The sequence below is a fragment of the Streptomyces sp. NPDC096048 genome, from assembly GCF_044763415.1.
Classification (GTDB): Bacteria; Actinomycetota; Actinomycetes; order Streptomycetales; family Streptomycetaceae; genus Streptomyces.
Genome location: NZ_JBIWGG010000011.1, coordinates 25,523 through 44,485, shown reverse-complemented (window position 1 = coordinate 44,485; position 18,963 = coordinate 25,523). Strand labels below are relative to the sequence as shown.

Sequence of the window (18,963 nt, the reverse complement as noted above, 5' to 3'; positions counted from 1 at the left end):
GCCGACAAGTGCCTCGTTTGGATCGGTGGATGACTTCTACCGCGAAGAGCAGCAGGTCCAGGGCTAGGCACACCGGCGCGGCGGCCGTCGCGCTCACCGCCGCGGCGGCGCTGCTCGCGGGCTGTTCCTCCTCCGACGACACCTCCGACAACCCCCTCGCCGGGGAGAAGGCGAAGGCAGGCACCGTCGTCGTCGGCTCGAACAACTTCGCCGAGAGCACCCTGCTCGCCGACATCTACGGCGAGGCGCTCAAGGCCAAGGGCCTCAAGGTCACTTACAAGCACAACATCGGCAGCCGGGAGACGACGTACGGCCTGATGAAGAACGGCTCGGTCACGGTGCTGCCGGAGTACAACGGCGCGCTGCTGGCCTACCTCGACTCCGCGGCCGAGCAGAAGTCCACCGAGGCGGTCAACACCGCGGCCAAGGCCAAGCTCGACAAGGAGCTGACGCTGCTGGAGTCGTCACCGGCCGAGAACAAGGACTCGGTCAGCGTCAACGCCGAGACCGCGAAGAAGCACGGCCTCACCGCCGAGTCGACCCTCGCCGACCTGAAGGACATCGCGCCGGACCTGGTGATCGGCGGTTCGCCCGAGTTCCAGACCCGGCAGCAGGGTCTGAAGGGCCTGGAGTCCGTGTACGGACTGAAGTTCAAGTCCTTCAAGGCGCTCGACGCGGGCGGCCCGCTGACCCAGTCGGCGCTGACCAAGAACACCGTGCAGGCGGCGGACATCTTCACCACCGACCCGACCATCATCAAGGAGAAGTTCGTCGTCCTGGCGGACCCGGAGAACCTCTTCGGGTACGCGAACGTGACGCCGCTCGTCCACAAGGAGAGCCTGTCCCAGGAGGGCGTCGACACGCTCAACGCGGTCTCCGCCAAGCTGGACACGAAGACCCTCCTCGACCTGGACGCGCAGGTGCAGCTGGACAAGAAGGACCCGCTGGACGTCGCCAAGGAGTGGCTCGAGTCGGCGGGCCTGGTCTGACCCGCCGTACGCCGGTCACGACGCCGCGGCCCCGGCCGCGGCGTCGATCAGCTGGTCGATCAGGGCGATGAGGACGTCCCGGCAGGAGGTCCGCTCCCGCGCGTCGCACAGCAGCACCTGCACGTGCTCCGGCAGCGCCAGGGCCTCCCTGATCTCCTCGGCCGGGTACGGATGCCGTCCGTGGAAGCCGTTGACTCCGACGACGAACGGAATGCCCCGCCGCTCGAAGAAGTCGATGGCCGCGAAGCTCGACTCGGGCCTGCGCACGTCGATCAGCACCACGGCGCCGAGGGCACCGATCGCCAGGTCGTTCCACATGAACCAGAACCGCTGCTGACCGGGCGTACCGAAGAGGTACAGCACCAGTTCCCGGCCGATGCCGATCCGCCCGAAGTCCAGGGCCACGGTCGTGGCCCGCTTCTCCTCGATGCCGGCGAGGTCGTCGACGTCCAGTCCCGCCGCGGTCAGCGGCTCCTCGGTGCGCAGCGGGGCGATCTCGCTGACCGAGCCGACCATGGTGGTCTTGCCGACGCCGAAACCACCGGCGATCAGGATCTTCACGGCTTCGGGGGCGGCAGCCGGGGGTGCGGGTGCCGTGGGCGCCTCAGCGGCGCGGTCAGAGCCGGCCAAGGCCGTCCCTCACTTTCTGCAGCAGGTCCAGGTCCGGGGTGGTTCGGGAGACCGGGTGCGGGGGCCGGGCGGTGATCCGGCCGGCCTCCAGCAGGTCGCAGAGCAGGATGACGACCACGCTCACCGGCAGGTCCAGGCGGGCCGCGACCTCCGCCACGGCGACAGGCTCGGCGCACAGCCGCAGGATCCGCAGGTGCTCGGGCTGCGGTCGCGCGGCCCGCGTGGGCTGCGGGTCGATCGCGGTCACCGTGGTGATGAGGGTGAAGTCGGCGCGGCTGGGCCGGGTCCGGCCGCCGGTCAGGGTGAACGGCCGTACGAGCCGGCCGCCCGCGTCGCCTCCCGTCACGTCACTCGCCGGGGCCGGCGGTGGCCCGCGGTGCCGCGCTCAGGTGCTCGCCGATCTTCTTCACCAGCATGTTCATCTGGTACGCCACCACGCCGACGTCGGCGTTCGGGCCGGTGAGCACGACGAGGTGGGCGCCGGCGCCGGCGGAGGTGAGTATCAGGTAGCTGTTGGCCATCTCGATCAGTGCCTGGCGCACGGGGCCGCCGCGGAAGTCCAGGCTGACGCCCTTGCTGAGGCTCATCAGGCCCGAGGCGGTCGCCGCCAGCCGCTCGGCGTCGTCGCGCGGGAAGCCGGTGGACTTGCTGACGACCAGACCGTCCTCGGAGAGCACCACCGCCTGGTTCACGTCGGCGACCCGCTCCACGAGTCCGGTGAGCAGTTGGTCCAGCTCGGTGTGCGTGGCGGGGGAGGGTCGGGTCATGGCGTGTCCTTCGTCGGCGGTCGGCGGTCGGCGGTCGGAGTCGAGGGGGCGGCGGAGGAGAGGATCTGCTCGTCGGCTTCGGCTTCGGCGTCGGTGTCGACGTCGGCCCCCGGCGGCGTGTCGGTGGCGTCGGGCTCGGCGGCAGCGGCCTGGGCCCGCAGGGTGCCGCTCCGGAAACCGGCGAGGGACGATGCGGCGCGCTCCGCGGTGAAGTCGTCGTGGTCGCCGGACGCGCGCTCCGGCCCGTCGTCCCGGCCGGTCCCGGCGTCCTCGTCGCGCAGCTCGGCGGCGAGGCTGGTCTGCGGTACCCGGCGGGGCAGCGGGGTCAGGCCGTTCCGCTCGGACGCGGACGGCGCGGAGGACGCGGAGGGGGCGGTAGCGCCGGGCCGGTTCGCTGGAACGGGACGTACGGGCCGTGCCGTCCGTACGGTCCGCTTCTCGGGAGCGGGGTCCGCCTCGGACACGGAGGACGCCCCATACACGGAGGACGCCCCGGGCCCGCCGGACGCTGGGGCTTCGGGTGTCTCGGGAGACGCCGTGCGGTCGGGGCCGTGGGCCGCGTCGACCGGCTCGCGCACCACGATGTCGTGCGGGATCAGCACGATCGCCGTGGTCCCGCCGTACGGGGAGGAGCGCAGCGTGACGGTGATGCCGTGCCGGTGTGCGAGCCGGGCGACGACGAACATGCCGAGCCGCAGGTCGTCGGCGAGCGCGACCACGTCGAACTGCGGGACCACCGCCAGCTGGGCGTTGAACGAGGCGTAGTCCTCCTCCGACAGGCCGAGCCCGCGGTCCTCGATCTCGACGGCCAGGCCCTTGGCCACCAGCGCCGCCCGCACGCCGACCGGATGAGGGGCTGGGGAGTAGGCGGTCGCGTTGTCGATGAGTTCGGCGAGCAGGTGGATCACGTCGGCCACCGCGGGCGGTGCGAGGGCCACCTCCTCGTCGGTGTGCAGCTCCACCCGCTGGTACTCGGCCACCTCGCCGACGGCACTGCGCAGGATGTCGACCAGCGCGACGGGCTCGCGCCAGGTGCGCCGGGGCTGCTCACCGCTGATGATGACGAGGTTCTCCTCGTAGCGGCGCAACTGACTGGCCGTGGAGTCCAGTTCGTACAGGCCCTTGAGGATCTCCGGGTCGGTGTGCTCGCGCTCCAGCGCGTCCAGCTTGCCGAGCTGCATGTTGACGAGGTTCTGGCTCTGGCGGGCGATGCCGAGGATGACCTTCTGGAAGCCGCGCCGGGTGTCGGCGAGTTCGACGGCGGTGTGCACGGCGGTGCGCTGTGCCGTGTTGAACGCCTGGGCGACCTGCCCGAGTTCGTCCCGCCCGTAGTCCAGCGGCGGGGTCGCCGACTCCACGTCCACCTTCTCGCCCCGCTCGAGCCGGGCCACCACGTCGGGCAGCCGTTCCTCGGCCAGGCTCAGAGTGGCCAGCCGCAGACCGCGCAGCCGGCGGGACAGCGAGCGGGTGATGCGCCAGGACATGGCGACGCACAGCACCAGGGCGATCAGACCACCCGCGCTGAGCGAAGCGGCCGTGATCAGCAGCCCGCGTGCCTCGTCGGCGCTGCGGTCGAGCAGCCCGTCCGTCTGCTGCCGGATCAGCGCCGCGTACTGGTCGGAGACCTTGTCCAGGGCGGTGGTCCAGCGCTGCCGTGCGTCCGGCAGGTCGATCCGGTCGTCACCGTCCGCCGCGCGGGCCGCCAGCACCTGGTCCTCGACGGCCCCGAGGGTCTGCCACTCGGGGCTCGCGAGGATCCGCTCGGTCTGCGCCTTCGCGCTGCCGCGCAGGGAGGGGACGATCTGGTCCTGGACGAGCCAGCGCCGGGTGTGGACCAGCTGGGCGAACCGCGCCCACTCCTTCTCGTCCATCCGGCCGGACGGCCAGGCCAGGGTGAGCCGCGCGTCCTCCTGGGAGACCAGTTCCGCCGCGTGCTCCAGGGCGACCAGCGGCCCGGCCTGCGAGGTGAGGTCGCCGTCGTCGACCTGGGAGAGCTCCTGGAAGGCGTGGATCTGCTCGTCGATGATCGAGGTGTACTGGTCGAGTGCCTGGTCGGAGGTGATGTCGCTGGGGTCGTCCACCTGGTCGCGGTAGTACTCCAGGCTGCCGACCGAGCCGAGCACCGAGTAGAGCCGGTCCGAGACGCGGGCGGGCGCGCGCTCGATCGCGTCGGACTGGCCGACGAGCTGGGCGACCGCCTCGTCCGTCTTCCTCCGCTGGGCGTCCAGCTCCGCCCGGTCGCCGCCGGGCTCGGCCAGATAGGCGGCCGACAGACCGCGCTCCTTCTGCAGCGCGAGCGCCGCCTCCGTGCCCATGGCGCCGGTGTCGCGGCTCAGTTCCGTCTGCGCGCGCAGCCGCAGGCCCTCCGAGAACATCTGGATCGTCGTCACCCCCCACACGGCGGCGAGGGTGACGCCGGGGACGAGGGCCAGGAGGATCAGGGAGAGACGTATGGAGCCGAGGCGGCGCCGGGCACCTGTCCGTGCAGACATCGTCGTCCTAGGCGATCAGTGGGGGAGGGTGGCGGTCGTGCGCGGGCGCGGGCGGCCGCGGTGCCCGGTCACCTGGTGCCGCCCGCGGCGAACTTGGCGACCGCGTCGGCGTTCGTCCGGGTCACGAACGCGGGGCCGGTCAGTACGGGTGCCACTCCGCCACCGCTGACGTTGCCGTTGGTGCGGTACAGCCAGAGCGCGTCCACCGCGAGATACCCCTGGAGGTACGGCTGTTGGTCCACCGCGAACTGCACGTCCCCGCGCTTGACCGCGGCGACCAGGTCCTCGTCGAGGTCGAAGGTGGCGACGTGGGCGCTGCTGCCCGCCTCGTCGACCGACTCGACCGCGGTCAGGGCGAACGCCGCGCCGTTCATGACGACCTCGTCGATGCTGGAGTCCTGCCGCAGCCGTGCGGTGACGGCCGCGCCGACCGCCTTCATGTCGGTGCCCTCGACGTAGAGCATCTCGGTCTCGCCCTCGAAGGTCTTCTTCACGCCGGCGCAGCGGGCCTCCAGGGCGACGTTGCCCCGCTCGTGGATGACGCACAGGGCGTGCCGGGCCTTGAGGTCGTTCAGCTTGTCGCCGACGGCCCGGCCCGCGACGCTCTCGTCCTGCCCGAAGTACTCCAACAGCCCGGTGGACCGCCAGGCGTCGATGCCGGAGTTGAGGCCGACCACGGGAATGCCGGCCGCCTTGGCCTCGGCGACGGGTCCCTTCATCGCCTGCGGTTTGGCCAGGGTCACGGCGATGCCGTCGGCCTTGTCGCGGATCGCGTCCCGCACCAGGTCGGCCTGGTCGGCGGTGTCGGCGTCGCCGGCGTACGTCAGGTCGACGCCGTCCTTGTCGGCCGCGGCCTCGGCGCCCTTGCGCACCCGGTCCCAGAAGGCGTCGCCCTCACCGCCGTGGGTGACCATGACGATCTTCATCCGGTCGGCGCCGGACCCGCCCGCGGTGTCCGCGGCCGAGCCGTCCTCCTCCCCGCCGAGCGCGGAGCAGCCGGCCGCCAGCAGGCAGACGGCCGCGGCGAGGGCCGCGGCACGGAGGCGTCCGGGGGAGTGGGTGGGCGGGGGAGATGTACTCATGGGGGTTGGGGCACCTCGCTGTGCGGCCGAGCAGAGGAACGGGGCGAGGTGGACCGGAGCCGTGTGTCGGTACGCCAACCGGGTGAATCTCGCCTGGCCGGAGCAAACCGTGAGTGACGGCCGGTAGTCAAGTGACCAGCGACCAGGTGTGAGTTGTCGGTGCCGCATCGTGATGAACGGGGCGGGTGAAACACCGGCGAAGCGTGACCGAGGCGCGAGTGCGCACGGAAGTCCGGCGTCCGGCGTCCGGTCGGTGTCCGTCCGGCGTCCGGCTCCGGGTGCGTGCCGGGGCGCGGACGCCGGTGGCCCGGTGTCAGGCGGGTCCGCCCGCTCGCTGTTCCAGAGGCCGCGGGGCCGTACGTGCGGCCCGGGCCTTCTTCCTGCGGAGCCGGCGGTCGCGGCGCGACTCCTGGTCGGGCAGCCAGCCGAAGACCAGGCAGCTGCCGACGACGCCGAGGAGCAGCCCGACCAGGAACCCGCCCAGGTTGGAGGTGACCCATGTGCCCAGGGAGGCCAGAACGCCGATGAGCGAGTAGAAGAGCCGCTGGGAGGGGTTCACCAGGGCCAGCAGGCCGCACAGCAGCATCACGACCGGCAGAAGGTAGCCGGCCACGCCCTGCATGCCGACGTGCAGGACGACCTTGAAGGACGCCTTCATGGTGAAGAGGACCTCGGCCCCCGCCAGAGTGAGCAGCAACCCGCCCCAGAACGGCCGCCCGGAGCGCCAGCGGCGGAAGCCGGCCCTGAACCCCTCCCGTCTGTCGCGGGGCATCAGCAGCCCGACCCGCTGAAGCGCAGCTTCAGACCGGGCAGCTTGAACACCGCCGCCGTGGTCGCGTAGTTGGTCTGCCGCAGGTTCTTGATGTGCACGGTGTCGGCCTGCTGGCTGAAGACGCCGATCGGCCCGCGGCCCTTCGGACCGGCCTTGTCCAGCGTGCTGGCGTCGTTGCCGATCTCGATGTTGTTGAAGGAGGCGTCACCCGACAGGAACGTCGAGTCGGTGGTCAGGTCGCTCGCGGACACCCTGGTGTCACCCTCGCCCGCGGTGATGAGCAGGTTGGTGCCGCCCAGGTCGACGCTCTGGCACAGCTTGGTGAGCTTCGCCTCCTTGATCACGGAGGTGACGACCAGTACCTGCCCGCCGGTGTCCCCCGCGTTCGGGCTGCCCTCGGCCATGTTGTCGAGGCCGCCGAACTGGGCGAACCCGGTGCCGTCGAGTTCCGTGGCGGTGACGGTGAAGGGCATGCCGGAGATCGCGAACTGGACGCCCAGGGCGCCGTGGGCGGTGAGGATCGCCAGTCCCGCGGTGACCGCGGCGGCCGGCACGGCCAGTACCGCGGCCCGGCGCAGCCTGACCCGGCCGCGTCTCGTGGGGGCCCCGGCGGTTTCCGGCGCGGAGACGCCTTCGGGGCCGGTCTCGGGTTCGGGGGTGTTGCCGGCGGACGGGGTGGCGTCCGAGGACGAGGCCATGGCTGCTCCCAGAGGCATAGTGAATGCGGATCGGGTTTCAGTGGCACGTTCTTGAGCGGCACGTTGTCCTGGCGCGGACAGCGGCTGGTGCGCACGCCTCCCGGCAACTCCCGGCGGGTGCAGGGGCTTTCACGTTACGCACCAGTAGCCAATCGGAAGTTACCGGTGGTTACACCGCAGGGTCAAGCAAGGTGTGAGTAAAGAGTGGGGATTGTGTGCCACCTGCCGCTTTTCCGGCCCGGCGCTTCTGGGGATCCGCGATTATTCGCCAACTCGTGCGCGACCGGTTGACGTTGACTGAACGTCAGGTCTACAACTTTGCCTGTTTCCCCGGATCCGTGGCGCCGGATCCGTTTCCGCGGCACCGTCCGCGTTCCCGGCTCCGGGACCCGTCCTGCGGACAGGGCCCGGCCCCGCCCCCCAACGGGGCACGCCGCACCTCCTGGGCAGGGCCCGCACTCACCGGGCACGGCCTGCCCGCGCCCACCGGGCCCGGCCCGCGCCCGACGTCCGACCCGGGTGCGGCCCGGACCTCATCGCATCGGCCCGACCGCACCTCCGCGGCCGGCCACCCCTGCTTCACCGAACCCCACTTCCGGAAGAGGTAGCCGCATGCGTACTCGTACTCTCCTCACCCTCACCGCAGCCGTCGCCGCGCTGACCCTCCCCGCGGCGGTCCCCGCCGCCGCGGGCACCGGCGCGGCCGACACCCCCGTCCTCACCACCGGCGCCGCGGGCGGTACCCCCGTCGCGGTGGGGGACACGCTCACCGCCTCCCTGGCGAGCGGCACCAGCGCCACGTTCCACTCCAGCGCGACCGGCACCAGCGGCGTCTCGTGCACGTCCTCGCAGTTCACCGTCGACGTCACCGACAACCCGACGGCCCCCGGCACGGCCACCGAGTCGCTCACCGCCCACACCTTCGACAGCGGCAGCTGCACCAGCAACGTCACCGGCGTCCTCGGCGTCAACGGCATCACGGTCCACAACCTGCCGTACACCACCACCGTCTCCTCCGACGGAGCCGTCGTCGTCACCCCGCCGAGCGGGTCCACCGTCCGGACCACGGTCGCCCTGCGCACCCTCCTCGGCAGCATCAACTGCGTCTACGAGGCTCCCGGCCTCACCGGCACGGCGAGCAACGACACCAACTCGATCGCCTTCGCGGACCAGCACTTCACCAAGGTCTCCGGCTCGGGGCTCTGCTTCGCCAACGGGTACTTCACCGCCACCTACGCCCCCGTGACCGACGGGAACGCGACGGTGTACGTCAACTGAGCCCGTACGGCGGCCCGGACGCGCCCCGACAGGGCCGCCCGGGCCGCTGTCCGCGGGGTCGTAAAGAGGCGGATCTGACGGTGAGTTATCGTGTACAGGGGGTTAAGACAGGCGGCACGGCCTGTTGAGTTCCAGCCCAGGAGAGTCCAGCCGATGGCGAGGCAGCTACGCGCCGAACAGACCCGCGCGACGATCCTCGGGGCCGCCGCCGACCTGTTCGACCGTTACGGCTACGAGTCGACCAGCCTGAGTGAGATCGTGGCCCACGCCGGAGTCACCAAGGGCGCCCTGTACTTCCACTTCGCGGCGAAGGAGGACCTCGCCCACGCCATCATGGAGCTCCAGTCCCGAACCTCGCGCCGACTGGCGACGGAGCTGGACGGCCGGGGCTACACCGCTCTGGAGGCGCTGATGCGCCTCACGTTCGGCATGGCCAGGCTGTGCGAGGAGGGGCCGGTCCTGCGGGCCGGGCTGCGGCTCGCGACCGGGGGAGTGCCGGTGCGGCCGCCGCTGCCGCACCCCTTCACCGAGTGGCGGGAGATCGCCTCGTCCCGCCTCGTGGACGCCGTCCGCCAGTCCGACCTGCATCCGGACATCGACGTCGACTCCGTCGCCCACACCCTCGTCTGCTCCATCGTCGGCACCCGCGTCGTGGGCGGCACCCTCGAACCGGCCGCGCGACAGCCCCGCCGCCTGGCCGGAATGTGGCACCTCCTGATCCGCGGCATGGTGCCGGTGACCCGACGCGCGCGCTACCTCACCCTCGCGGCGCGCCTGGAGCGGGAACTGGGCGGGGTCTGATCCGGCCGTAGTGGCCTGGCCGGGCGTGGCCTGGTCGGGCGTGGCCTGGTCGGGATGCGGCGCGGCCGGAGGTGGGCCGGCCCGGATGTGGCGCGGTCGGGCGACCGCCTCGCCTTCCGTCGCGATCTCCACGACCGCGCCGCGCGGGCCCGCGTGTGGCCCGGTTCGGACGTGGCGCGGTCGGACGCGGTCCGCCGGGATGTGGTCCTGCCCGGACCCGGTCCGGCCGGCATGCGGTCCGGTCCGCATGTGATCCGGCCGGGATGCGGCCCGGCCCCGCCCAGGACACGGCCGGCTCCGCCTCTTCGCCCCAGGTCGCGCGGTACGGTGAGGCGCATGCCCGACACCCCGTCCGAGCCCGCCCCCGTCATCGTCGGCGACGAGCCCGGGTCCTTCCCCCACGGCGTGCTGGCCGAGCGGCACCCCGCCATCGTCCGGCAGGTGCGCGAGGCGTTCCCCTTCGGCCCCGAACGGCGACGGGCGCTCGACGAGCTGCTCACGAGCTGTGCCGACGGCGTGGTCGAGCCGCTGCCCGCGGGCGCCGACGCCCGCGACCGGGGCCGCTGGGTGGACTGGGGGATGGACGCGTACGCCGGCCGCTCCTGGTTCGACGTGCCCTGGCTGTGGGCCGAGAGCCACTTCTACCGCCGGCTCCTCGACGCCGTCGGCTACTTCGGCCCCGGCGCCTGGCAGGGCGTCGACCCCTTCCGGCCCGCCAAACTCGCCGAACTCGACGCGCCGGAGACGGCCGAGGAACTCGCCGCGCTCGACGACCTCGCCGACCTGTCCTCCGACGACCGCACGCGGGCCCTGCTGCACGGCTCGCTCTGGGGCAACCGCGCGGACCTCGGCTTCCGCCTCTCCGACAGCGGTACCGACACCGAGGACCGGGTTCCGGCCCTGGTCGTCGACGACAGCGAGACGCTCTGGTCGCTGCTCCCGCCCCCCGGTCAGGGCGCGCCCGGCCCGAAGACCCTGTGCCTGGTCGCCGACAACGCCGGCCGCGAACTCGTACCCGACCTGCTCCTCGTCTCGCACCTCCTCGACGAGGGCCGCGTCGACCGGGCGGTCCTGCACCTCAAGCCGTATCCGTACTACGTCTCCGACGCCACGCCCGCCGACCTGCTCGACGCGCTGCGGCGGCTCGTCGCGGCGGGTGGCACGGCGGCCGCCCACGGTGAGCGGCTGTGGACCGCGCTGACCGACGGCCGCGTCACCGTCCGCGCCCACCCCTTCTCCTGCGCCCCGCTGCCGTACGCGGACATGCCCGACGACCTGCGCGGGGAGTTCGCGGCGGCCACGGTCACCGTCCTCAAGGGAGACCTGAACTACCGCCGCCTGGTGGGTGACCGGTGGTACCCCCCGACCACGTCCTTCGCGGACGCCACCGCCTACTTCCCGGGCCCCGTCGCCGCGCTGCGCACCCTGAAGTCCGACGTCGTCACCGGCCTGTCCGCGGACACGGAAGCGGCGCTGGTGGCGAGCGGGGAGCAGCGCTGGCGGACGAGCGGGACGCACGCGCTGATCCAGGTCAGGCGCTGAGCGCCCGCGTCCCCGAGAGGACGGACCGGCGAAAGTTCCCGCGTTCCGCCCCGATTCACGCGATGGTGTGATCATGTCCCAACCCGAGGATGCCCCCGGAGGGCCATGGGTAGTGCCCGGCCATGACGCAACAGCCCTTCGAACTGCCGCACTTCTACATGCCGCACCCCGCGCGGCTCAACCCGCATCTCGACGAGGCCCGCGCCCACTCGACGACATGGGCGCGCGAGATGGGCATGCTGGAGGGCTCCGGGGTCTGGGACCAGGCCGACCTCGACGCACACGACTACGGTCTGCTCTGCGCCTACACCCACCCCGACTGCGACGGGCCGGCGCTCTCCCTCATCACCGACTGGTACGTGTGGGTCTTCTTCTTCGACGACCACTTCCTGGAGAAGTTCAAACGCAGCCAGGACCGCGTCGGCGGCAAGGCCCACCTGGACCGGCTCCCCCTGTTCATGCCGCTCGACCTCACCACCGACATGCCCGAGCCGGAGAACCCGGTCGAGGCCGGCCTCGCCGACCTCTGGAAGCGCACGGTGCCGGCCATGTCGGCCGACTGGCGCCACCGCTTCGCCGTCGCCACCGAGCACCTGCTCAACGAGTCCCTGTGGGAGCTGTCCAACATCAACGAGGGGCGGATCGCCAACCCCGTCGAGTACATCGAGATGCGCCGGAAGGTGGGCGGTGCCCCCTGGTCGGCGGGGCTGGTGGAGTACGCGACCGCAGAGGTGCCCGCCGCCGTCGCCGGGTCCCGGCCGCTCAGGGTGCTGATGGAGACCTTCTCCGACGCCGTGCACCTGCGCAACGACCTCTTCTCCTACCAGCGGGAGGTCGAGGACGAGGGCGAGCTGAGCAACGGGGTGCTGGTCCTGGAGACCTTCTTCGGCTGCACCACCCAGGAGGCCGCCGAACTGGTCAACGACGTCCTCACCTCCCGGCTGCACCAGTTCGAGCACACCGCGTTCACCGAAGTGCCCGCGGTGGCCCTGGAGAACGGTCTGACCCCGGCCGAGGTCACCGCGGTCGGGCTGTACGCCAAGGGCTTGCAGGACTGGCAGTCGGGCGGCCACGAATGGCACATGCGCTCCAGCCGGTACATGAACAAGGGCGCCCGCCCCGCCGCCGGCTGGCAGGCGCTGACCGGCCCCGGCACCTCCGCCGCGGACGTCGGCGCGCTGCTCGCCGCGGCCGCCGCCGAGCGGACGCGCCCCTACAGGTACGTGCCCTTCCAGAAGGTCGGGCCGTCGATCATCCCCGACATCCACATGCCGTTCCCGCTGGAGCTGAGCCCCGCCCTCGACGGAGCGCGACGGCACCTGTTCGAGTGGTCGCACGCGATCGGGTTCCTCAGTGAGGGTGTCTGGGACGAGGACAAGCTCGCGAGCTGCGACCTTCCCCTGTGCGCCGCGGGCCTCGACCCGGACGCCACCCAGGAGCAGCTGAACCTCGCCTCCGACTGGCTGGCCTTCGGCACCTACGGCGACGACTACTACCCGCTCGTCTACGGCCACCGGCGCGACCTGGCCGCCGCCCGGCTGACCACGGCCCGGCTGTCGGCCTGCATGCCGCTCGACGCCGAGCCGGTCCCGCCGCCCGCCAACGCCATGGAACGCTCCCTGATCGACCTGTGGGCCCGTACGACGGCCGGCATGACGCCCGAGGAACGGCGCCCGCTGAAGTCGGCCGTCGACAAGATGACCGAGGCCTGGGTGTGGGAGCTGGCCAACCAGATCCAGAACCGTGTCCCCGACCCGGTGGACTACCTGGAGATGCGGCGCGCCACCTTCGGCTCCGACCTCACCCTGGGCCTGTGCCGCGCCGGACACGGCCCGGCCGTGCCGCCCGAGGTCTACCGCAGCGGTCCGGTCCGCTCCCTGGAGAACGCGGCGATCGACTACGCGTGCCTCCTCAACGACGTCTTCTCCTACCAGAAAGAGATCGAGTACGAGGGCGAGATCCACAACGCGATCCTCGTCGTGCAGAACTTCTTCGGCGTCGACTACCCGGCCGCCCTCGGCGTCGTCCAGGACCTCATGAACCAGCGGATGCGCCAGTTCGAGCACGTCGTCGCGCACGAGCTGCCCATCGTCTACGACGACTTCCAGCTGTCGGACGAGGCGCGGGCCGTCATGCAGGGCTATGTGACCGACCTGCAGAACTGGATGGCGGGCATCCTCAACTGGCACCGGGAGGTCCCGCGGTACAAGGCCGAGTACCTGGCCGGGCGCACGCACGGCTTCCTCCCGGACCGGATCCCGGCCGTGCCCGTCCCGAGGTGCTCCGCTCTGCCCGTGCTCGGCTGACCACCGGTCAGTCTCACTCGTTCGTGGCTCGTCACGCGCCGGTGCGCCGGGTAGAGCACCTGCCGGAGGCGATCCATGGAACACACAGCGTTGCGACCCAAGCCGATGCCCGGTCAGGAACCGGGAGGCGGCACCGTGCCCGATCCCGACGGCGTCCGGCACCCGCACCCCGGGCGCCGTCGCCGCCGGCGGCTCACCACTCTGCTGCTCGGGGTGTTCGCCGCGACGGTCCTGCTGCTGACGGGCGTGGGACTCGGCACGATGGGCGCCACGGTGATCGGCATGAGCAAACTCGCCGAACTGCAACGCCAGGCGGGCGCCTCGGGAACGGGGGCGGAAACGCGGACAGGCAGCCGGGCCGCCCCGGCGCACCCGTCGGCCGGTCCGCCCGCGTCCTCGGCACCGGCCGCCGCGACTCTCGGCGTGGAGGCCGTGGACGACGAGAAGCCCGGGGCCCTGGTGGTGGGCGTCCACGTGCCCGGTCCCGGGTATGCGGCGGGCCTGGTCAGGGGCGACGTGCTTCTGGCGTTCGGCAGGACCCGGGTCGACTCGGCCGCCGACCTCGCCGACGCCGTGGCCCGCGCCCGGCCGGGCAAGGCGGTCAAGGTGACCGTGCGCCACGAGAGCGGCGGCTACCAGCAGCTGACGGCCGTACCGGGGGTCGTCACCTGACCCGCGTCATCCGGCCGCCTGACCCATGTCATCCGGCTGTCTGACCCGCGTCATCCGGCCGTCGCGTTCGGGCCCGCCGTCACGTGACCGTACGGAAGTGGCTCGTGAGCCGTCCGGTGTCGTCCAGTACGTGGTAGGCCAGCCCGACCGGGGCTTCCCGGTCCGCGACCTGCTCTCCCTCCCAGGGGAGCCGCAGGGTCCACGTCACCCCGGGGCCGGCCACCAGGGGCCGTCCGGCGAACACCGTGGAGGCGGGCGTGTGCGCGTGTCCCGTGATCAGCCCGGCGATCTCGGGCCGGCGCTCCAGCAGCGCGGCGAGGCGTTCCGGCCGCCGCAGGCGGTAGGAGTCGGGCTGGGGGTACCTCCCACGCCCTCAAGGCAGTGGGGGAGGGTGGTGCAGGGCCGTCGGCGGGTGGTGGAAGGCGAGGAGGACCGGGCGGTCGCCGCCGAGTTCGTCGAGGGTCGCCTCGATCCAGCCGTACGTCTCCTCGTCCAGCTCCCCCTCGTCGCTCCCCGGGATGCTGGAGTCGCACATCAAAACCGCGCCGCCGTCGAAGACCCGCACGTCGTTGACCGGCCCGTCCGCGGCGGGCCGGCCCAGCAGGGCCTTGCGGTAGGGGGCGCGGCTGTCGTGGTTGCCGGGGCAGGCGAGCACGGGAAACGGTGCCGTGCCGTCGCGCAGCCCCAGGATGCGCGCGGCCTCCTCGTACTCCGCCTCGGTGCCGTGGTCCGCGATGTCCCCGGTCACCAGCAGGGCGTCCACCCGCCCCGGCAGTTCCCGGAGCCGGTCGCCCACCCGCTCGGCGCGCCCGGTCGCCCGAGCGCTCCCGTCCAGGTGCAGATCGCTGATGTGCGCGAGTACGAGCACGGTGCAGTCCTCCTCCGGGTGCCGAGGGGCACGCCTCGTGGCTAACGTCTGTGACGCATCCAACCATTAGGTGCAGTGGCCGATCAATGGCAATCGGCTCGCGTCGCTTCCTCGCCGGGGGCAGGATGCTGCCCGTAGTCCCTTCACTCTTGTCGCCCTGGGAGGCCCGGATGACCGGCAGCGCGCACGCTGCTTCCTTCACCGCCGACGACTACCGGGCCCGGATGGAGCGTGCCGCGCGGGCGGCCGCCGACGCCGGACTGGCCGGGCTCCTGGTGGCGCCGGGACCCGACCTCGTATGGCTCACGGGCTACGCGCCCACCGCGGCCACCGAACGGCTCACCCTGCTCGTCCTCGCCGCCGACCGCGCCCCCGTCCTCGTCGTCCCGACACTGGAGGCCCCCGACGCCGAGAAGGCCGCCGGCGCGCCCGCCCTGACCCTGCGCGACTGGACCGACGGCAAGGACCCGTACGCCGCCACCGCCGCCCTCCTCGACGGCTCCGGACGGTTCGGCATCAGCGACAACGCCTGGGCGATGCACCTGCTGGCCCTCCAGCGGGCGCTGCCCGGCACCTCGTACGCCTCGCTCACCGAGGCGCTGCCCATGCTGCGCGCCGTCAAGGACGCGGCGGAGCTGGACCTGCTGGCGGCGGCGGGAGCGGCCGCGGACGCCGCGTTCGAGGAGATCCGGAAGGTGCGCTTCGGCGGACGACGCGAGTCCGACGTCGCCGCCGACCTCGACGGTATGCTGCGGCGGTTCGGGCACTCCCAGGTCGACTTCACGATCGTCGCCTCCGGCCCGAACGGCGCCAACCCGCACCACGAGGTCGGCGACCGCGTCATCGAGGACGGCGACATGATCGTCCTCGACTTCGGCGGTCTGAAGAACGGGTACGGCTCCGACACCTCGCGCACCGTCCACGTCGGCGCGCCCACCGACGAGGAGCGCCGGGTGCACGACCTCGTCCGCGAGGCGCAGGAGGCGGGCTTCCGGGCGGTGCGGCCCGGCGTCGCCTGCCAGGAGATCGACCGGGCCGCCCGTGCGGTCATCGACGGTGCCGGGTACGGCGAGTACTTCATCCACCGCACCGGGCACGGCATCGGCGTCACCACGCACGAGCCGCCGTACATGATCGAGGGCGAGGAGCGGCACCTCGTGCCCGGCATGTGCTTCTCCGTCGAGCCCGGCGTCTATCTGCCCGGCCGGTTCGGGGTACGCATCGAGGACATCGTCACGGTCACCGAGGACGGCGGCCGGCGCCTCAACGACACCACCCGGGAGCTGGTCATAGTGGAGTGACCGGCAAGACGGACCCCCCGCCCCGGCAGACCCGGAGGACGACTGCGCGACCATGACCCAGGCACCGACACCCACCGCGGACACCGTCCGCCGACTGGTCCGTTCCCTGCTGGGGGAGAGCGCGGAACCCGACGTGCGGCCCGTCGCCGAGGGCGCCGGGCCCGCCACCTGGTGGGTCGGCGCCCGGCATGTGCTGCGCCTGGCCCCGGACCGCGAGGCCGCGGTACGGCAGCGGCGCGAACTGCGCCTGCGCGAGCTGGTCCGGCCGTACCTCCCCGTCGCGGTGCCGACGAGTGTGGCCCACGGCGAATGGGCGCCGGGCCTGACCTACACGCTGGACGCCAAGGTGCCCGGCGGGTCGGGCGAGGACCACGACGTGTCGGCCCTGGGCGAGGCGGACCTCGCGGCGCTGCTCACCGGGCTGCGCGAGGCGCCGGTCCGCCAGGCCGAGACCCTCGGTGTGCCCCGGGCCGCCCCGCGTTCCCTGGAGACCCTGCGGGAGGCCGCCGAGCGCGCCGGGCGGCGCCTCGCCGAGGCCGACGAGTTCGACGCCGCGCGGCCCGAGCGGCTCACCCGCTCGGCGTCGGTCCAGCTCGGCGCCCAGCCTGGTGCGCCGGTCCTCGTCCATCACGGACTGGCCGGTGAGCACCTCGTGGTCAGCGCCGACGGCCGGGTGCGCGGTGTCCTCGGCTGGACCGACGCGGTCCTCGGCGACCCCGCCGAGGACATCGCCGGGCTCGCGGTCTCCGTGGGCTCGCCCGCCGCGGTCCGCGCCGCCACCCTCGCCGGTTACGGCGCCCGGCCGTGCCTGCGCGGCCTGTGGCTGGCCCGCTGCGACACCCTCGTCCACCTCGCCGCGGCCCTCTCCGGCCGGACGCCCGCGCCGACGGCCGCGTCCCTCGCGTCCCTGCCCCTGCTCAGGACCCGGCTGCGACGCGCCTGGGAGCCGATCATGCTCGAACGCGTGACGGAGCTGCGCGGGGACGGCACGGACGACGCGCCCTCCTGAGCGCCCGTCACTCCTGGACGAGCACGACGCTCGACTCGCCCGGTACCCGCAGCACCCCGTCCGACCCCGGCGCCTGGACCGGCTCCCACGCGGCGAGCACACGCGCGGGGCGGGTACCCAGCGGGATCTCCGCCGGTTCGGCGCCCAGGTTGACGGCCACCCGGATGTCGCCGCGCCGGAACGCGAGCCAGTGCGCCTCGGCGTCGTACGCCACCCTGGTGTCGGCGAGGTCCGGATCGGTCAGGTCCGGCTGTTCGCTCCGCAGGGCGATCAGCCGCCGGTACCAGTCCAGTACGCGCGCGTGCGGCTCGCGCTCCGGCTCGGACCAGTCGAGGCAGGACCGTTCGCGGGTCGCCGGGTCCTGCGGGTCGGGCACGTCCTCCTCCTTCCAGCCGTGCGCGGCGAACTCACGCCGCCTGCCGCTCCGTACCGCCTGAGCGAGTTCCGGGTCGGTGTGGTCGGTGAAGAACTGCCACGGCGTGCCCGCCGCCCACTCCTCGCCCATGAACAGCATCGGCGTGAACGGCGCGGTCAGCGTCAGCGTCGCGGCGCAGGCCGCCAGACCGGGGGAGACCAGTGCGGCCAGGCGGTCCCCCTGGGCGCGGTTGCCGACCTGGTCGTGGGTCTGGCTGTAGCCGGTCAGCCGGTGTGCGGCCACCCGGCCGCGGTCCAGCGGGCGGCCGTGGGCGCGGCCCCGGAAACTGGAGTAGGTGCCGTCGTGGAAGTAGCCCCGCGTCAGGGTCTTGGCGAGTGCCGCCAGCGGAGCCCGCGCGAAGTCGGCGTAGTAGCCCTGCGACTCCCCGGTCAGCGCGGCGTGCAGGGCGTGGTGGAAGTCGTCGTTCCACTGCGCGTGCACGCCCAGGCCGCCCTCCGCGCGCGGGGTGATGATCCGCGGATCGTTGAGGTCGGACTCGGCGATCAGGAACAGCGGACGTTCCAGGTCGGCGGCGAGGTCGTCCACCGCCGTCGACAGCTCCTCCAGGAAGTGGCACGCGCGCGTGTCCACCAGGGCGTGCACCGCGTCCAGGCGCAGCCCGTCGACCCGGTAGTCCCGCAGCCACGCCAGCGCGCTGTCCACCAGATAGGCCCGCACCTCGTCCGAGCCGGGTGCGTCCAGGTTGACGGCGACGCCCCAGGGCGTGTGGTGGGTGTCGGTGAAGTACGGGCCGAAGACGGGCAGGTAGTTGCCGGACGGGCCCAGGTGGTTGTGCACCACGTCGAGGACCACGCCCAGACCCAGTTCGTGGGCCCGGTCGACAAACCGTTTCAGCGCCTCGGGCCCGCCGTACGGCTCGTGCACCGCCCACAGCGAGACACCCTCGTACCCCCAGCCGTGCCGGCCCGGGAAGGGGCACAACGGCATCAGCTCGACGTGGGTGACGCCCAGTCCGGCCAGATGGTCGAGCCGCTCGGCGGCGGCGTCGAGCGTGCCCTCGCGGGTGTACGTACCCACGTGCAGCTCGTACAGGACGCCGCCGGGCAGCGGCCGCCCGCCCCACTCGGCTCGCCACGCGTACCGTCCGTGGTCGACGACCGCGCTGAGCCCGTCCGGCCCGTCCGGCTGCCTGCGCGAACGCGGATCCGGCAGCACCGGCCCGTCGTCCACCGCGAAGCCGTACCGCGAGCCGTCGCGCGCCTCGGCCTGACCGCACCACCACCCCGGCCGCTCCGGATCGCGTTCCAACGCGCGCGTGACGCCGTCGCACCGCAACGCCACTCGGCCGGCCTGCGGTGCCCACACCTCGAACTGCACGGA

At 72.7% G+C, this 18,963-nt stretch carries 16 protein-coding genes and 1 pseudogene; 8 read left to right on the top strand and 9 right to left on the bottom strand.

From position 1 onward, the window contains the following. The first annotated feature begins 29 nt into the window (after positions 1-29). Positions 30-989 carry an ABC transporter substrate-binding protein gene (locus ACIQ6R_RS28585; RefSeq protein WP_404224399.1) on the top strand — a complete coding sequence of 320 codons (960 nt, stop codon included), beginning with the start codon at positions 30-32 and terminating at the stop codon, positions 987-989. A gap of 15 nt (positions 990-1,004) precedes the next feature. Here ACIQ6R_RS28585 and ACIQ6R_RS28580 read toward each other — a convergent pair whose 3' ends face one another. The 7 genes from ACIQ6R_RS28580 to ACIQ6R_RS28550 all read right to left on the bottom strand — a co-directional run bounded on the left by ACIQ6R_RS28580 (position 1,005) and on the right by ACIQ6R_RS28550 (position 7,430). Next, positions 1,005-1,619 (bottom strand): ATP/GTP-binding protein, encoded by a 615-nt coding sequence (locus ACIQ6R_RS28580; protein WP_386517692.1) that lies wholly within the window; start codon positions 1,617-1,619, stop codon positions 1,005-1,007. After that, entirely contained in the window at positions 1,606-1,965 is a 360-nt protein-coding gene (locus ACIQ6R_RS28575) for a DUF742 domain-containing protein (RefSeq protein ID WP_404182121.1), read from the bottom strand. The genes ACIQ6R_RS28580 and ACIQ6R_RS28575 overlap by 14 nt, the downstream gene beginning before the upstream one ends. Position 1,966: 1 nt before the next feature. Then, complete coding sequence (locus tag ACIQ6R_RS28570; RefSeq protein WP_404182124.1) at positions 1,967-2,386, bottom strand: roadblock/LC7 domain-containing protein; 420 nt, start codon at positions 2,384-2,386, stop codon at positions 1,967-1,969. Next, positions 2,383-4,878, bottom strand: coding sequence for a nitrate- and nitrite sensing domain-containing protein (locus tag ACIQ6R_RS28565; RefSeq protein WP_404224397.1), 2,496 nt, complete (start codon positions 4,876-4,878; stop codon positions 2,383-2,385). The genes ACIQ6R_RS28570 and ACIQ6R_RS28565 overlap by 4 nt, the downstream gene beginning before the upstream one ends. A gap of 68 nt (positions 4,879-4,946) precedes the next feature. Next, entirely contained in the window at positions 4,947-5,960 is a 1,014-nt protein-coding gene (locus ACIQ6R_RS28560; RefSeq protein ID WP_404224395.1) for a substrate-binding domain-containing protein, read from the bottom strand. A gap of 313 nt (positions 5,961-6,273) precedes the next feature. Next, positions 6,274-6,732: a DUF6114 domain-containing protein gene (locus tag ACIQ6R_RS28555; protein WP_404224394.1), complete on the bottom strand. Its 459-nt coding sequence runs from the start codon at positions 6,730-6,732 to the stop codon at positions 6,274-6,276. Then, on the bottom strand, positions 6,732-7,430 hold the full coding sequence (locus ACIQ6R_RS28550; RefSeq protein WP_404224393.1) for a DUF6230 family protein: 699 nt from the start codon (positions 7,428-7,430) through the stop codon (positions 6,732-6,734). Before ACIQ6R_RS28550 ends, ACIQ6R_RS28555 begins: the two co-directional genes overlap by 1 nt. Before the next feature lie 612 nt (positions 7,431-8,042). Between ACIQ6R_RS28550 and ACIQ6R_RS28545 the strand changes: the two genes are divergently transcribed. The 5 genes from ACIQ6R_RS28545 to ACIQ6R_RS28525 all read left to right on the top strand — a co-directional run bounded on the left by ACIQ6R_RS28545 (position 8,043) and on the right by ACIQ6R_RS28525 (position 14,029). Continuing rightward, on the top strand, positions 8,043-8,708 hold the full coding sequence (locus ACIQ6R_RS28545; RefSeq protein WP_404224391.1) for a Tat pathway signal sequence domain protein: 666 nt from the start codon (positions 8,043-8,045) through the stop codon (positions 8,706-8,708). Positions 8,709-8,861: 153 nt separating this feature from the next. Beyond that, on the top strand, positions 8,862-9,509 hold the full coding sequence (locus tag ACIQ6R_RS28540; RefSeq protein WP_404182142.1) for a ScbR family autoregulator-binding transcription factor: 648 nt from the start codon (positions 8,862-8,864) through the stop codon (positions 9,507-9,509). 336 nt (positions 9,510-9,845) lie between these two features. Beyond that, positions 9,846-11,051, top strand: a complete 1,206-nt coding sequence (locus ACIQ6R_RS28535) for a damage-control phosphatase ARMT1 family protein (protein ID WP_404224390.1) — start codon at positions 9,846-9,848, stop codon at positions 11,049-11,051. A gap of 122 nt (positions 11,052-11,173) precedes the next feature. Further along, complete coding sequence (cyc2, locus tag ACIQ6R_RS28530; RefSeq protein WP_404182149.1) at positions 11,174-13,357, top strand: germacradienol/geosmin synthase Cyc2; 2,184 nt, start codon at positions 11,174-11,176, stop codon at positions 13,355-13,357. Positions 13,358-13,432: 75 nt separating this feature from the next. Continuing rightward, on the top strand, positions 13,433-14,029 hold the full coding sequence (locus tag ACIQ6R_RS28525) for a PDZ domain-containing protein (protein WP_404224388.1): 597 nt from the start codon (positions 13,433-13,435) through the stop codon (positions 14,027-14,029). Between the two features lie 79 nt (positions 14,030-14,108). Here the strand turns inward: ACIQ6R_RS28525 and ACIQ6R_RS28520 are convergent. Further along, positions 14,109-14,897, bottom strand: a pseudogene (locus tag ACIQ6R_RS28520) (phosphodiesterase). Between the two features lie 170 nt (positions 14,898-15,067). Between ACIQ6R_RS28520 and ACIQ6R_RS28515 the strand changes: the two are divergent. Both ACIQ6R_RS28515 and ACIQ6R_RS28510 read left to right on the top strand, forming a co-directional pair. After that, positions 15,068-16,198, top strand: coding sequence for an aminopeptidase P family protein (locus tag ACIQ6R_RS28515; protein ID WP_404224387.1), 1,131 nt, complete (start codon positions 15,068-15,070; stop codon positions 16,196-16,198). 52 nt (positions 16,199-16,250) lie between these two features. Then, positions 16,251-17,207: a phosphotransferase family protein gene (locus ACIQ6R_RS28510; RefSeq protein WP_404224385.1), complete on the top strand. Its 957-nt coding sequence runs from the start codon at positions 16,251-16,253 to the stop codon at positions 17,205-17,207. Between the two features lie 7 nt (positions 17,208-17,214). On the opposite strand, the gene treZ is transcribed toward ACIQ6R_RS28510, so the two are convergent. After that, positions 17,215-18,960 carry a malto-oligosyltrehalose trehalohydrolase gene (gene treZ / locus ACIQ6R_RS28505; RefSeq protein ID WP_404224384.1) on the bottom strand — a complete coding sequence of 582 codons (1,746 nt, stop codon included), beginning with the start codon at positions 18,958-18,960 and terminating at the stop codon, positions 17,215-17,217. Between the last annotated feature and the right edge of the window lie 3 nt (positions 18,961-18,963).

What these genes read in the sequence shown, in the direction of transcription:
- ACIQ6R_RS28585 (WP_404224399.1), top strand. Translation starts at nt 30, where the DNA reads ATGACTTCTACCGCGAAGAGCAGCAGGTCCAGGGCTAGGCACACCGGC.
- ACIQ6R_RS28570 (WP_404182124.1), bottom strand. Translation starts at nt 2,386, where the DNA reads ATGACCCGACCCTCCCCCGCCACGCACACCGAGCTGGACCAACTGCTC.
- ACIQ6R_RS28565 (WP_404224397.1), bottom strand. Translation starts at nt 4,878, where the DNA reads ATGTCTGCACGGACAGGTGCCCGGCGCCGCCTCGGCTCCATACGTCTC.
- ACIQ6R_RS28560 (WP_404224395.1), bottom strand. Translation starts at nt 5,960, where the DNA reads ATGAGTACATCTCCCCCGCCCACCCACTCCCCCGGACGCCTCCGTGCC.
- ACIQ6R_RS28555 (WP_404224394.1), bottom strand. Translation starts at nt 6,732, where the DNA reads ATGCCCCGCGACAGACGGGAGGGGTTCAGGGCCGGCTTCCGCCGCTGG.
- ACIQ6R_RS28550 (WP_404224393.1), bottom strand. Translation starts at nt 7,430, where the DNA reads ATGGCCTCGTCCTCGGACGCCACCCCGTCCGCCGGCAACACCCCCGAA.
- ACIQ6R_RS28545 (WP_404224391.1), top strand. Translation starts at nt 8,043, where the DNA reads ATGCGTACTCGTACTCTCCTCACCCTCACCGCAGCCGTCGCCGCGCTG.
- ACIQ6R_RS28540 (WP_404182142.1), top strand. Translation starts at nt 8,862, where the DNA reads ATGGCGAGGCAGCTACGCGCCGAACAGACCCGCGCGACGATCCTCGGG.
- ACIQ6R_RS28535 (WP_404224390.1), top strand. Translation starts at nt 9,846, where the DNA reads ATGCCCGACACCCCGTCCGAGCCCGCCCCCGTCATCGTCGGCGACGAG.
- cyc2 (WP_404182149.1), top strand. Translation starts at nt 11,174, where the DNA reads ATGACGCAACAGCCCTTCGAACTGCCGCACTTCTACATGCCGCACCCC.
- ACIQ6R_RS28525 (WP_404224388.1), top strand. Translation starts at nt 13,433, where the DNA reads ATGGAACACACAGCGTTGCGACCCAAGCCGATGCCCGGTCAGGAACCG.
- ACIQ6R_RS28515 (WP_404224387.1), top strand. Translation starts at nt 15,068, where the DNA reads ATGACCGGCAGCGCGCACGCTGCTTCCTTCACCGCCGACGACTACCGG.
- ACIQ6R_RS28510 (WP_404224385.1), top strand. Translation starts at nt 16,251, where the DNA reads ATGACCCAGGCACCGACACCCACCGCGGACACCGTCCGCCGACTGGTC.